Consider the following 12,875-nt stretch of genomic DNA (forward strand, 5'->3'; position numbering starts at 1 on the left):
TTACCTCTTGTATTTCTTTTTCGCACGCATTTTGTTCACTACATAAATGATCAAAACAGAAAGTGCAAGAACTGGAAATACGAGATTGCCGTTTAAAAATTGAAAAAACTCCATACTAATGATTTAGAAACAGAACGAATAGCTGTTTCAGTTATTGTTTATTTTTTAAATTTTGACAGTGCTTTTCTAGTAAAATCAGAAAGGGCTAATTTACCTGTGATAGCGGCACGTTCTGTCAATAAGGTATCCCAATGGTCGGTACCTTCCCACAAAACTTTCTTCCATTCGGTTAAAGCTTCGGCATTATAGCTTGCCAATTTATGAATGAAGAAGTCAAGTTCTTTATCCATTTCGTCTGCAGAGTCATATACTTTATTGAATAGTCCTTTTTCTTGAGCCCAATAAGCACTTTTCCATTCCGTAGGTGCCAAAGACATTTCGCCTATAGCGGCATTACCTATTTTACGGGCAACGGCAGGTGCAATTACTAAAGGTGCAATACCAATACTAAGCTCAGAAAGTTTAATAGATGAGTTTACGTTAGAATACACATAGTCACAAGCAGCGGCCAAACCTACACCACCACCAACGGTTTTACCATGTACCCGGCCTACAATTACTTTTTTACATTTGCGCATGGCGTTTATGACATGGGCAAAACCACTAAAGAATGCCTTACCTTCTTCAAGGTTAGAAACCTCTAAAAGTTCATCAAAAGAAGCACCGGCACAAAACGCTTTTTCACCTTCAGATTTTAATAGGATAACAGAAATACCTTCATTATCAGAAAGTTCGTTAATGGTATCCGTCAGGCGTTCTAAAAGTTCAGAAACAAAAGAATTACTGGCAGGATGCCCAAACTCTACGTGAGCAACTTTACCATCTATTCGTGTATATAAACTTCCATTTTTTCTTGTAGTTACCATAGCATTTTATTTGCCTCAAAATTACGGATTTTGCAATAAAGGTTTGAATTTGTTTCTGAATTTCCACACCAGGGCAGCACCTCTAATAAACATCCAAACGGTGAAGGCAAGCCAAATTCCTGTTAATCCCCAGTGAAGATATTTGCCTAAGAACAGCGTTGGCACAAATCCTAGAAAAGTAGCTACAAGCAGGGTATTGCGTAGGTATTTCATTTCACCAAGACCCTTAAAGACTCCGTCTAGAACAAAGGCGGTACTATTAAAAGGAAGACCCAGAATAATAATATAGAAGATACCGTAAAAAGCAGATAACACTAAGGGTTCATTAGAAAAAAGACTGCCCAAAGGTTTATAGAAAATAGTTGCCAATGCCATAATAACAAGGCTAACGAGTAGCCCGTATTTCGTAATCTTTTTTGCCAGTAGCCAGAGTCCGTCATAATTGCGTTCCCCTAAAAGTCTACCTCCCATAATATTCCCAGCGGCACCGTAGCCATCAATAAAAAAGGCGGAAAATAACCAGAGGTTAATCGCAATGGTATGTGCACCAATATATTTATCGCCAAGCGCAGTGGCTTCACGAACGGCAAGAATAAGTGCGGTGTTCAGTGCAATGGCACGTACAAACAAATTTAAGCTCATAACTACCAATCTACCAAGTTCTTGATGAATGGGCAGTTTTAGTTTTAGGCTAATATCGGTTTTCGTTACAAGAAGATAGAACGCCATGATAGCCATGATCGCTTGCGCCAACAAACTTGCATACGCGGCACCTTCAAGATACATGGCAGGTATGAAACCTTCAATACCGTATACAAATACAAAATCGAAAATTATATTCAATATTGCTCCGGTTATGGCTATGACCATAGGCCAATAGGTATTCTGCAATCCGCGGAAAATACCCATTACCGCAAATACGAATAGGGTTAATGGAAAGCCCCAAACGCGAATGGAGTAGTAGCTGATGCAGTATTGCAATATTTTTCCTTTGGCATTCAATAGCTCAAAGATTTCTTGAATGACAAAAATGGTAGAAAGCAAAACTAGAATACTTAAGGCAATGTTGAGGTAAATTGCCTGAGCGGGCAGTGTTTTAACTTCTTCCAATTTACCGGCACCTAAGTATTGTGAAATAATGGCGGAAATGGCGCTACGCGTCTGACCAAGAATCCAGATGAGCATAGAAAGAAAAGAACCCACAATACCTGCAGCGGCAAGAGACTCTAATCCGTCCACCGGTATATTACCTACAATAGCCGTATCGGTTATAGATAAAAGAGGTTCTGCTATACCTGCAATGGTAGCAGGTATAGCTAAGGCGTTTATAGATTTTAAATTAACAGAGGTCTTCAAAAAATAGGTTTTCTATAGTACAAGTTCGTAGCAATGAAAGGGGTGTTCGCTTTGTTTTGGAAAAAAAATATTTCCTAATTTGGTATACCCACGTTGCTCGTAAAATTTCTGATTTCTTTTGTTTTGGCTAAAGGTATCTAACCTAACCGATAGGGCATTATTTTCTCTGGCAAAGTTTTCACCGAAGTCCATTAAACGCTGGGCAAAACCTTTGCCTTGATGTTTAGGGTGCACCGCAAGACGATGGATGTAGTAGTTCTTGGTATTTTCCGTTAACCAATCAACAGATGTATATTCCTCATCCATAAAAAGGGAAACAACAATACAACCAACTATTTCGTTATCAGGCTGTAGTACAAAAAGTTCATTGCGTTCTATATCATTTTCAAAAGCTTGTTTAGAAGGATATTCTGTAGTCCACTGGTAAATACCATTGGCTTCCATGGAAATTCTACAAGCATGTGTCATGATTAAAATTTCGGGTATTTGCGATATCTTTGCCGATGCTATCATACAATGAATTTAATTAAATTGTAAATTTAGAGTTATAATCAATACTTTTTATCATGATGAATATTCTTGTTCCGATCGGGACCTCCTCAAATGCGAATCAAACATTACAATATGCAGTAGATTTTGCAAAAGACTTTGGTGCCGAAATATATGTAATGGAGGTTTTTAATGTCAGTGGAAAAACAGGAACACTTACCAATGTAACACTAAAGGTAGCCGAAAATTCGAAGGAAAGATTAAAAGAAATTATAGGGACCGTAGATACAAAAGAAGTATCAATAAAAATAGCAAGCTTTAACGGTGATCTAAAAGACGGACTAAAAGAAATTGATAAAGGAATTGGTATTGATCTAATTGTTTTGGCACCTAGAAGTAATGACATTCAAGAAGAGAACTATTTAGGACAAACCTCAGGAGCCATAATTAAAAGAACCAATATACCAACGTTGATCGTACCAAAAGGAACAACATACAAATCGTTTGAAAATATATTGGTAGCATTCAAATCTGGAATTTTAAAGAGAAAAAGAATTCTTGATCCGTTAATTGAAATTCAGAACAAACATAATGCAAACGTGAATTTACTGATGGTAAAAACACAAGGATATTCAGATGACGACTTAAAGATTAATACGGCGTTGATGGACATAAGTTCGCAATTGACCTTTACAGAAAACTCAACTACTTACCATGGTGTTTTAGAGCATTTTCAAGCAAAACACCCCGATTTACTATGTGTTTTTAGAAGGAAACGTGGTTTTTTCAAGAAATTATGGGAAAAGAGTACAATTTCAAAAACAGAGTTTTATGCCCCGGTACCGGTATTGGTGCTTAGTGTAAAGAAAGATTAAGTAGTGCTTTGATGGCTTTTTAAAATAGGTTTTCTTTGAGCTGCTTAAAATTTGAGGGATTTATTCTGACTTTTTGAGTGAATAAGGTAATGAATGGGAATCAGCTCAGTTGGCTAGAGCGTCCCGAAGGCGTTCGGGTAGGTCGTTTCTGGTTTTTTCGAGTGGAAAAGGTAATATAAGGGGGATTAGCTCAGTTGGCTAGAGCGTCCCGAAGACATTCGGGAAGGTCGTTTCTGGTTTTTTCGAGTGAAAAAGGTAATATAAGGGGGGATTAGCTCAGTTGGCTAGAGCGTCCCGAAGACATTCGGGAAGGTCGTTTCTGGTTTTTTTTCGAGTGAAAAAGATAATATAAGGGGGATTATCTCAGTTGGCTAGAGCGTCCCGAAGGCATTCGGGAAGGTCGTTTCTGGTTTTTTCGAGTGAAAAAGGTAATGAAGGGGGATTAGCTCAGTTGGCTAGAGCGCTTGCCTGGCAGGCAAGAGGTCACCGGTTCGAATCCGGTATTCTCCACCAGTAAAGACGGGGCTTCACAGATGTGAAGCCTTTTTTGGTTTTAGAAATTGCACACTTTTTGCACATTTTTTTGTTTTTAACAAAATTTTAATAAATCTCGCTTTAAAAGAAGTTAAATGGTATCATAATTAAGTGTCAGAGACTATTAAGTCACTTGTACAACAAGACTCATATTTGAATTGAAAAAAGATGTAGTAATTCATGAATTTACAGGCTAATATTCATGAATTACCATATAAAGAATTAGAAATTTACATTATAATCATTTAGTTTAGAGTTGTGTAGAAAAATATATTCTCAATGAATCTTGAATGGATAACAATTCTAATTGAATTAATAAGGTCCAAAAAAGTATTTCCTCAAATAGGCCCATGAAACTTCCTTCTATTTTCTAACTTAAAAGGTAAAGTCATGAATTTTAAACAAAAAATACTAAACTTGAATAGTCAACTATCAGTTTTAAATTCAAAAAATGATAGTATTCTATTTATAACCGACAAAGCTATAACACTTTGCCGGGATTTACTCTCAGAATTTAACAAGGAAATTCTAGCTAATGGATTTAATAATACGCTTGATGAGATTAGATACTTTAAGGAATATAAGCTAGTACCACTTTCAAATTTGGTATACTATTTTGATATCAAATCTTTTGAGCTTTTCATGCCTAAAGGTTATAGAGAAAGACAGAAAAAATACATCGAAAAGAAACTCGATAAGTTCAATAAATTTTATGTAAAAAATATTGAATTTTTCCAATACATTGGTCATGGTAAAACCTACTTAGATGAACATTATTTCACGACAAAATGCTTCAACGATATAAATATTACTCATTCCCAACAGTATTTTAGAAATTCTGCCTTTTGTAGTTCCCATGATCTTTTATTAGCGAAGTATTATGCTAATAAAAGAATGCTAGAGTATGTAGGAATGAGATTAGCTAATTTGGGCAACCCTAACGGAAAAAATTGTAATCTGACTTTAAATAAATTAAACTGGACAGGTTCAAAAGTAGACATGACCGAGCTTGGTTATGCTCTAAAATATCATGGTTCGGTTAATAACGGAAATTCAAGCGTTAACGAAATCATTCAGCAATTAGAACAGGTATTTAATTTTAGTTCTGGTGACCCATATAAAAATTATTCTGAAATGCGGATGCGAAAGAAAAGTAGAACCAAATTTCTTGATGAGCTGGCCATTGGCCTACAAACCAAAATGGGAAACGAAGACAGGTAAATTATTGGTATTTAAAATGTTAAAATTTGACCGTACCTACTGTCTACCCCCCGAAAACCTTTCGTAATTATCCTTCAAATTTGTATTGAAATCAAAGGGTTTGATACATGCATAAATTAGCATGAGCCCTTATAAAATCAATACTATGCCTGTAAACATCGCTACCACAGAAGATTTAAAACTTCTCAAAGACGAACTGCTTTCCGATATTAAGCAACTACTGCTTAAATACGATAAAATCACTATTGACAAATGGATTAAGTCAGGTGCCGTTATGAACAAGCTTGAAATTAGCCCAGGTACTTTACAAAACTTTAGAATAAACGAAACCATACCATTTAGTAAACTTGGTGGAATCATCTATTACGATGAAGAGGAAATCAATCAAATACTGATTGACAATAAAAATCGATTTCTAAATCTAAAGTCATGAAAATAGCTACATATAATATCCAGAATCTATTTCATAGGGATAAAAGTTTATCAAAGGAAAGACGATTGAAACGACAGGATGATTGGAACGAAGAACTTGAAACACTTTTTACTAAGAAAAATAAAGCAGAACAAGATTATATTAGAATGCGGGAATTGGCAATTCTATTAGGCTTCAATAAGTCTCCATTTGAACCTTATCTTTCTATTCGCAATCTTGAAGGGGAACTAGTGGTGGAAACCTCTCCATTGGATTTAGACAATAAAGCTTCGGAACTGAGCGATTGGAACGGGTGGATAAGTTTGGCTACAAATCCTTTTAATAAAAATGCTATTAAGAACAAAGCAAAGGTAATTGTGGATACCGATGCTGACATCCTTTTTCTCCAAGAAGTAGAAAACAGAAAATCTCTTCTTCAATTTAATACTTCGTTTCTGATAAGAGAAATGGAAAATCCATATACTGAAATTATTTATATGGACGGCAACGAAACGAGAGGTTTGGGGTTGGGTATACTTTTGAAAAAGCAATTCCGCATTACGGCTATCCGTTCATTCGCTAATGAACGAGATTTAGATGAAGAACCTTTGTTTAATGGAAACGTTCTGCAATTCAAGATAACTAACTCAAGTGGCATTGAAGTCTATATCATATCCTGCCAACTTTCGCCAGAGTCGGATAATTTAAAGCTAGAAAACAAAAGACAACGACAAGCATCGAAAATTTCTGAGATTTATAAAGATTTACAAACTCAGGGGCATAAGAATATCATTATTCTAGGAAATCTAAATGCACCTTGCTATTCCAAATCCCTAACTCCAATTTTGACGGACACTAATTTAAAGGATATTGTTAAGCATGATTCTTTTGAAGCAGATTTGGACTTAGGCGACCATAGTGGATACTATAGAATGGGTGGTTATAGAAAAGGGGTAAACATCAAACAGAAAGATTACCTACTATTATCCCCATCACTGTTTAAAATTGTAAATTCTAGCGGCTTAAACCGAAAAGCAATATGGCCTTCTAAAATACCGAAATGGAATCTATACAAGTCAGTTACAAACGAAATTGATGCAGCTAGTGCACACCCGTTGATTTGGACTGATATATCGCTTTAAACTACTGCTATTCTTCTTTAAGTGCCATCAAGACTGCCAGTCCGATGGCATTTCTGTTTTCTTCTTTACCCAAATATAGTGCCTCATCATTATTAGACAGATAACCAAGCTCTAAAAGCAGAGATGGGCATAGTTTTATTGTTTCTCGTAGCACTTGAAAATTTGCTATTCTTATTCCATTAGTTTTTAACCCTAAGTTTTTTTCAAGCTTTCTTAAAATAGTTTGTGCGCTATTTTCTGATTCTGGACTGATTTCGGAGTATTTAAGTTTTGAATCATACATATAAATTTCAACCCCTTTGATTGACTTTCTTGCCGAATGATTACAATGAAGTGAAATAAAAATATCAGGTTTTAAGTGTTTTGCAAGTCTTGTTCTATCACTCAAAGATATTAGAGTGTCTTTGCTTCGGGTGAGATAAATATCAAAAGCATTATTTAGAATGTTCCTATTCCAGAAAACCATAGATCTAGCTATATCTAAAACCACTTCCTTTTCTTGTATTCCATTAGTTGTTATCGTACCAGAATCCCTACCTCCATGACCTGGGTCTATTACAATAATTTTCCTTTTTATATCACTTGATTGAGCACTGCAATTATAAGTTCCCAACTTAAATATTAAAAAAATTATTACCGCTTTTTTCATTTCATTTGAATTATTTTTCGTTACACAATGTTCAAAGAATATTTCAAAACCATGTGTTTTCTTTAAAAATTAACCCTTTATCTAGTTAATTTCTAAGAATCCTTCTACAAAAAGTACTATCCACTTCTACATTTCGCAGTAATTAATCAATGGGTCAAAGTCTAGGCCTTTTAAAACTACATATTATGAAAAGAGTTAGAAATCTTACATGGGGAACGCTTTTAACAGCACTTCCCGCATTTGCTCAAATTGGCGGAATAGAAGATTCCGTAAACGAAGTATCCGATACTATACGTGTTATATTTCCAATCATTTTAGGGGTCATATTCTTAATTGGCTTCTTGTTTAATGCTGGTCATTTTTTTGGAGAAAATGCCGATTTAAAAAAAGGTATCACGAGGGTACTAGTTTTTGTTTTGATTGCAGGTGCAGTAGTAGGCATCTTTACTTATCTCATTTCAATTGTTGTGTAATGAGAAAGTATAAAGCATATCGCAACATCCGAATAGGGGCTTTGATTTGGGGACTTCCCATAACGCTATTTGCTCTATTGATGGTTTCCGTGGTCGTTTCCATGTTGGTCATTATTTTCTCCTTTAGCCTGACAATGATTATAGGACTGCTTGTTTGGAACAGTGGTCTATATATTGTCTTAACGAGATTGAATTTTATTCTGAAAAAGCTTCAATGGCGAACCGTCTTTCCTAAGAGTATCAGTAACAAAAAAGTAAATCCAATCTATTATGTCGAAGATTAATCTATCAGAAAATTATCCTATTTCCGATATCTCAGATAACTTGATTATCGCCAATAATGGAAATCTAGTTCTTTGTTATTCCTTAATGCTTCCTGAGATTTATTCTCTTTCGGATAAAGATTTTGAGGATTTACATAGTACTTGGTTTCAAGCACTAAAGTCATTGCCTGTGGGATGTGTGGTACACAAACAGGATGTGTATTTAAAAAAGGCTTTTTCATCTGAAAGCTTACCTAATAGTACTTTTTTATCCAAGGCTACCCACGACTATTTCAAAGGAAGAGAATACATGCAACATTCTTGTTATCTCTTTTTTATCCTGACTAAGAACAAACATCTAAATAATTCCAAATATGTGAATCCTTTTAAGAGTGTAGGCAAAGAAATTCCAGCTATTCTAAAAGAAGAGCTGCAAAGGTTTAGCAATTCTGTAAACGATACAGTTTTATTTGTAAATAATAGTAGAAAGATGACCCTTTCCTTGCTCAAGGAAAATGAAATTCATGCCATTACAAATGAATATTTTAATGGATTTAATGAAGGCTTTGATACCTCCTTTGAACTCGATAAAAAGCATATACATATCGGCGAGAATTTCTTTGATGTTTTGGCGGTTAACAGCGAACTTTCTTTTGGGGAAGGTTTGCAGACCAGTAAAATTAATGAACGATTTGCCTCAGATGATTTTGTGTTCCATCAAGGATTCATAGATGGTCTTGGCTTATCACTTAATGAAAACCACATCGTCAACCAGATTATCTATTTAGATGACAAGCAAAAATGGAGAAAACTTTTGGACAAGAAAATAGAAGAACTTTCCAAAAGCTCAAATTTTGGTTCACAGAACAAGGTTACCCTTAAAAAAATAATTGATATTCAGGAGCGAATCAATACTGACGATAGCTCTCGAATTACTAGGGGACATTTAAACATTGTGTATTGGGACAAGAGACCAGAGAATCTTATAAAGATTGCTACTCGAATAAAAACAGAGTTCAAAGAACTTGATATTATCCCCTACTACCCAGGAAGTGAAGAGCGTAAAAATTATATCTTGAATAGTTATGGGTGCTTTTCCTCTAATTTTCATAACGACGATCTCTACGTTACAGATTTGAAACATGCACTCTGTCTCTTTATTAATAATACCAACTATAAATCAGATAAAACAGGGATCATCTTCAATGACAGGGAGTTTAATATTCCTGTTCTAAAAGATGTATGGGATGAAAAAAAGAAACGCATAAAAGCAAGAAACTTTGCCATCTTCGCACCTACAGGAGAAGGCAAGTCTTTTCTGGCCAATAACATCCTTCGGCAGTATTTTGAGATGAACGTCCGCTTGGTCATTATCGACCTTGGTGGGTCCTATACCAAATTCGCTAAGCTGTACCCAGAACAGTATACCGTATTGCGTTATGAAAGTGGAAAAAGCTTAGGCATTAATCCCTTTTATATCTCTGGTGAAATTGACATTACTCCAGAACGTTTGGAAGATTTGTCCGTTTTTCTTTTCGAATTGATTTCTTCAGATACGAAAGTATCAAAAGCGCAGTCGGTATCCTTAAAAAAATTGCTTGCATTCTATTACGATGAAATGCGTAATGCTCAACATTCGCTGAATAATTTCTATCAGTTTATAAAGGATAACCAAGAAATTCTTTTGGAACTCTTGGGCATTCATACAGATTACTTCAACATCTCTAATTTCTTGCATATCCTTTCTGAATATGTGGAAGGTGGTTTATATAGTTTCCTTTTTGAGACAAGTGAAGATCAATCTTATAAAATAGAGGACAAACGCTTAATTGTTTTTGAATTAGACGAGGTAAAAGACAACAAGGAAATTCTTTCGGTTATGCTAAAACTGATTAAAACCGCTGTCCAAAGAACCATCTGGAGAAACAAAAATGAAAAGGGGATTATTCTCTTTGACGAATTTGCCAAACAGTTGAAATTTCCAAATGTATTGGAGAGTGTAGAATTTTATTATCAGGCTATACGAAAGCAGGAAGGTGCAATTGGTATCATTTTACAATCTATAAATCAATTACCAGACAATTCTACCTCCGCTAGTATTTTAGAAAATACACAAATAGTGTACAGCCTTAACAATGAAAAGGGATATGATGAACTTGTAAAGCGACTTCACCTTTCCAGTCACGACCTCAACCAATTAAAATCTATCAAAAATAATTTTACCGGAGAACGAAAATATACCGAGATGTTTATCAAGATTGGTAGAGAGAGCAACATTTTCCGTTTAGAAGTCCCACCAGAAGTTTTTGCCGCCTATTTAACAGACGGGTCTGAAAATGAAACCATTATGAAGCTTTTTTCTAAATACGGAAACATGGAAAAAGCCATCAAAGAATATCTAGTACAAACAAAATTATAACTAATGGGTTAACCCGATGAATATCCTCAAAATAGGAGTGCATCACAAATCATAGAAATCATGAAAAAATTATTTTTTGTAATGGCCTTAGGCCTTTTAATGAGTGGGAAGAGTTTAGGGCAAGGTATGCCCGTTTATGACAATGTAAATTTCTTGTCATTTGGCAAGCAATTATTAGAAGCTGCTAAACAGACAGACAATATTATAAAGACTGTAAATTTCCTAAAGGAACAAAAAGAAAATATAGAGGAGGTAAGTGCCGCTATTGAAAAACTTAATGCTGTTCAAGAACTGATAAGAAACAATGCACAACTGCATAGTCTTGTTCAAGATGATTTAAGAAATATTCTCAATTCTCCCTATATCAAGGTTGAAGAAGTATCACGAATTTCAGAATCCTTCAATGCAATTCTACGGCAGGCCTCTAGTGATTTGGAATTAATTAATGAAATACTTTCTAGTAACCATTTAAAATTAACTGATGGCGAACGCATGAGCACTATTCACCTACAACAACAAAAGTCTAAGGAAATGGTCTCAGCGGTTGGGCGCAAAACAAAACGTTATCAAGAGATTATTTCTTTCAGAGAGATGCAAGACAAGATAAACAATAGAGAAACAAACTACTAAACTATGCAAGCTACTATTTTTTTAGGCATGGGAATTGAGTATGTAGATGCGGTTTTCCAAACCATAAAGGCGACCGATTTTTCCAACTATACAATTGGCGGAATTAAGGGTCTAGGTGTTTTATTTTTTTTGGTCAATATCCTTAAAAAATACAATGAAGGGGTGGCGGACAGGTATGGATATTCATGGGGGCTTTCTCCTGGTGAACTAGCAAAAAACTTTGCTTTTGTACTGTTGGTTATCTTTTCTACGCAGATTCTCGGCTTTTTCGATTCCATATTAGTGGCTATCGAAACACAATATCGGGATACGGCACCGGCATTAATTCCACTTCAACTTCAAGATATTCCAATTGAAGAGGATTTAGGTACTCTTGATGCAGCATCTAAGGCGCTTTCATTGCTTTTCGATGCATTAATAACACCCGTTTTTGGCATTAAGATGTTCTCCTTTGGTATTGGTTTAATTCTTTGGATGATAGACCTTTTTCTTTATCCTCTCTTTTTAACGGAACGTTATTTCCTTCTAGGCATTATGCAAGCGTTTTTTCCTTTGGTCATCAGCTTAGCCGTTTTTGAAAAGTACCGCAGTATGGCCTATGCTTATTTTAAACTTTATGCCGCTGTATACATGTTAGTTCCGGCTTTCTTTCTGGTCAATATTTTTGTCAACCAATTGTATGCCGAAATCAATGCTAATTTTTGGATCAATCTATTGGGTGCATCAAGGGGTGGCACTACAATGGAAATATTGGTAGAAGCTGCAACAATTGGTTTTATTGTTTTTCTAAAGTTTAAACTCTACAAACGTGCAATTACATTCACTCTTCGCATTTTCACACAATAAGTTAACACCAAAATTGACACATGAAATTACCTTATAAAAATATTTACGATGTACTGAAATTCAATCGATATGTAACCATTATCGTAACCGTAACTGCTTTACTGTCCAGTGTCTTTTCAGGCATTTTAGTCTTTACAATGTATCAAAAAGCATTGGATAATGCCTTTGCTATCAATACTGATGGTGCAATTATACCCTTAAAATTGATTTCTCAACGCGAAAATCTAAATGTAGAGGCACTAGCTCATCTTGAATTATTTCATAGAAATTTTTATGGTATAGATGCCAGTAATTACGAATCTAATTTAGAAAAGGCACTATGGTTGGGAAATAGTTCTGTCGATAATGTATATCGGCAAAAAAAGGCTGATGGGGTCTATAATCGTTTATTACAGTACTCTTTAATGCAGAAGATAATCAGCGTTAATTCAGAGGTTGATTTAGAAAAAGAGCCTTATCCCTTCACTACAGTTACCATTTTTGAAATCAATAGAGGAACTACAGTAGATAGATATGAATTGACAACTACAGGGAATTTAGTTCCGGTTGACCGCAACTATCCTACCAATACACACGGACTATTAATCTCAAATTATTTTGAAAAGTCCTTAAAGAAAATTGATAATCGAAACTAAAACAA

13 protein-coding genes and 1 tRNA gene are annotated in these 12,875 nt (G+C 35.1%); 10 read left to right on the top strand and 4 right to left on the bottom strand.

From position 1 onward, the window contains the following. Window positions 1-158: 158 nt before the first annotated feature. Genes SJY30_RS14410 through SJY30_RS14420 form a run of 3 tightly spaced genes read right to left on the bottom strand, consistent with a single transcriptional unit; the run spans window position 159 to window position 2,795 of the window. Window positions 159-926 (bottom strand): enoyl-CoA hydratase/isomerase family protein, encoded by a 768-nt coding sequence (locus tag SJY30_RS14410; protein ID WP_396632844.1) that lies wholly within the window; start codon window positions 924-926, stop codon window positions 159-161. A gap of 21 nt (window positions 927-947) precedes the next feature. After that, on the bottom strand, window positions 948-2,282 hold the full coding sequence (locus SJY30_RS14415) for an MATE family efflux transporter (RefSeq protein ID WP_396632845.1): 1,335 nt from the start codon (window positions 2,280-2,282) through the stop codon (window positions 948-950). Between the two features lie 12 nt (window positions 2,283-2,294). After that, the gene (locus SJY30_RS14420) at window positions 2,295-2,795 is read right to left on the bottom strand and encodes a GNAT family N-acetyltransferase (protein ID WP_396632846.1); all 501 of its coding nucleotides are present in this window, start codon (window positions 2,793-2,795) and stop codon (window positions 2,295-2,297) included. A gap of 53 nt (window positions 2,796-2,848) precedes the next feature. On the opposite strand from SJY30_RS14420, the gene SJY30_RS14425 reads away from it, so the two are divergent. The 5 genes from SJY30_RS14425 (at window position 2,849) to SJY30_RS14445 (ending at window position 6,955) form a co-directional block, all read left to right on the top strand. Next, window positions 2,849-3,646 (top strand): universal stress protein, encoded by a 798-nt coding sequence (locus SJY30_RS14425; protein ID WP_396632847.1) that lies wholly within the window; start codon window positions 2,849-2,851, stop codon window positions 3,644-3,646. Window positions 3,647-4,082: 436 nt separating this feature from the next. After that, a tRNA-Ala gene (locus SJY30_RS14430) sits at window positions 4,083-4,159 on the top strand. A gap of 411 nt (window positions 4,160-4,570) precedes the next feature. Beyond that, a complete protein-coding gene (locus SJY30_RS14435; RefSeq protein ID WP_396632848.1) occupies window positions 4,571-5,401 on the top strand; it encodes an RteC domain-containing protein in 831 nt (276 codons plus the stop codon). A gap of 145 nt (window positions 5,402-5,546) precedes the next feature. Then, the gene (locus SJY30_RS14440; protein ID WP_396632849.1) at window positions 5,547-5,834 is read left to right on the top strand and encodes a DNA-binding protein; all 288 of its coding nucleotides are present in this window, start codon (window positions 5,547-5,549) and stop codon (window positions 5,832-5,834) included. Then, on the top strand, window positions 5,831-6,955 hold the full coding sequence (locus SJY30_RS14445) for a hypothetical protein (RefSeq protein ID WP_396632850.1): 1,125 nt from the start codon (window positions 5,831-5,833) through the stop codon (window positions 6,953-6,955). The genes SJY30_RS14440 and SJY30_RS14445 overlap by 4 nt, the downstream gene beginning before the upstream one ends. Window positions 6,956-6,962: 7 nt before the next feature. Here the strand turns inward: SJY30_RS14445 and SJY30_RS14450 are convergent, their stop codons facing one another. Next, window positions 6,963-7,604, bottom strand: a complete 642-nt coding sequence (locus tag SJY30_RS14450; protein ID WP_396632851.1) for an N-acetylmuramoyl-L-alanine amidase — start codon at window positions 7,602-7,604, stop codon at window positions 6,963-6,965. Window positions 7,605-7,789: 185 nt separating this feature from the next. On the opposite strand from SJY30_RS14450, the gene SJY30_RS14455 reads away from it, so the two are divergent. The 5 genes from SJY30_RS14455 to SJY30_RS14475 all read left to right on the top strand — a co-directional run bounded on the left by SJY30_RS14455 (window position 7,790) and on the right by SJY30_RS14475 (window position 12,870). Then, the gene (locus SJY30_RS14455) at window positions 7,790-8,077 is read left to right on the top strand and encodes a hypothetical protein (RefSeq protein ID WP_396632852.1); all 288 of its coding nucleotides are present in this window, start codon (window positions 7,790-7,792) and stop codon (window positions 8,075-8,077) included. Window positions 8,078-8,347: 270 nt separating this feature from the next. After that, window positions 8,348-10,759 (top strand): TraG family conjugative transposon ATPase, encoded by a 2,412-nt coding sequence (locus tag SJY30_RS14460; RefSeq protein ID WP_396632853.1) that lies wholly within the window; start codon window positions 8,348-8,350, stop codon window positions 10,757-10,759. Window positions 10,760-10,819: 60 nt separating this feature from the next. After that, window positions 10,820-11,389, top strand: a complete 570-nt coding sequence (locus tag SJY30_RS14465; protein WP_396632854.1) for a conjugal transfer protein — start codon at window positions 10,820-10,822, stop codon at window positions 11,387-11,389. Between the two features lie 3 nt (window positions 11,390-11,392). After that, complete coding sequence (locus SJY30_RS14470) at window positions 11,393-12,235, top strand: hypothetical protein (RefSeq protein WP_396632855.1); 843 nt, start codon at window positions 11,393-11,395, stop codon at window positions 12,233-12,235. Window positions 12,236-12,255: 20 nt separating this feature from the next. Further along, window positions 12,256-12,870: a conjugal transfer protein TraK gene (locus SJY30_RS14475; RefSeq protein WP_396632856.1), complete on the top strand. Its 615-nt coding sequence runs from the start codon at window positions 12,256-12,258 to the stop codon at window positions 12,868-12,870. The last annotated feature ends 5 nt before the right edge of the window (window positions 12,871-12,875 follow it).

The organism is Maribacter sp. R86514, assembly GCF_044597005.1.
Classification (GTDB): Bacteria; Bacteroidota; Bacteroidia; order Flavobacteriales; family Flavobacteriaceae; genus Maribacter.

Excerpts from the sequence above, each read along its gene's own strand:
- SJY30_RS14445 (WP_396632850.1), top strand. The coding sequence starts at position 5,831 with ATGAAAATAGCTACATATAATATCCAGAATCTATTTCATAGGGATAAA.
- SJY30_RS14465 (WP_396632854.1), top strand. The coding sequence starts at position 10,820 with ATGAAAAAATTATTTTTTGTAATGGCCTTAGGCCTTTTAATGAGTGGG.
- SJY30_RS14450 (WP_396632851.1), bottom strand. The coding sequence starts at position 7,604 with ATGAAAAAAGCGGTAATAATTTTTTTAATATTTAAGTTGGGAACTTAT.
- SJY30_RS14435 (WP_396632848.1), top strand. The coding sequence starts at position 4,571 with ATGAATTTTAAACAAAAAATACTAAACTTGAATAGTCAACTATCAGTT.
- SJY30_RS14455 (WP_396632852.1), top strand. The coding sequence starts at position 7,790 with ATGAAAAGAGTTAGAAATCTTACATGGGGAACGCTTTTAACAGCACTT.
- SJY30_RS14410 (WP_396632844.1), bottom strand. The coding sequence starts at position 926 with ATGGTAACTACAAGAAAAAATGGAAGTTTATATACACGAATAGATGGT.
- SJY30_RS14420 (WP_396632846.1), bottom strand. The coding sequence starts at position 2,795 with ATGATAGCATCGGCAAAGATATCGCAAATACCCGAAATTTTAATCATG.
- SJY30_RS14460 (WP_396632853.1), top strand. The coding sequence starts at position 8,348 with ATGTCGAAGATTAATCTATCAGAAAATTATCCTATTTCCGATATCTCA.
- SJY30_RS14470 (WP_396632855.1), top strand. The coding sequence starts at position 11,393 with ATGCAAGCTACTATTTTTTTAGGCATGGGAATTGAGTATGTAGATGCG.
- SJY30_RS14425 (WP_396632847.1), top strand. The coding sequence starts at position 2,849 with ATGATGAATATTCTTGTTCCGATCGGGACCTCCTCAAATGCGAATCAA.
- SJY30_RS14475 (WP_396632856.1), top strand. The coding sequence starts at position 12,256 with ATGAAATTACCTTATAAAAATATTTACGATGTACTGAAATTCAATCGA.
- SJY30_RS14440 (WP_396632849.1), top strand. The coding sequence starts at position 5,547 with ATGCCTGTAAACATCGCTACCACAGAAGATTTAAAACTTCTCAAAGAC.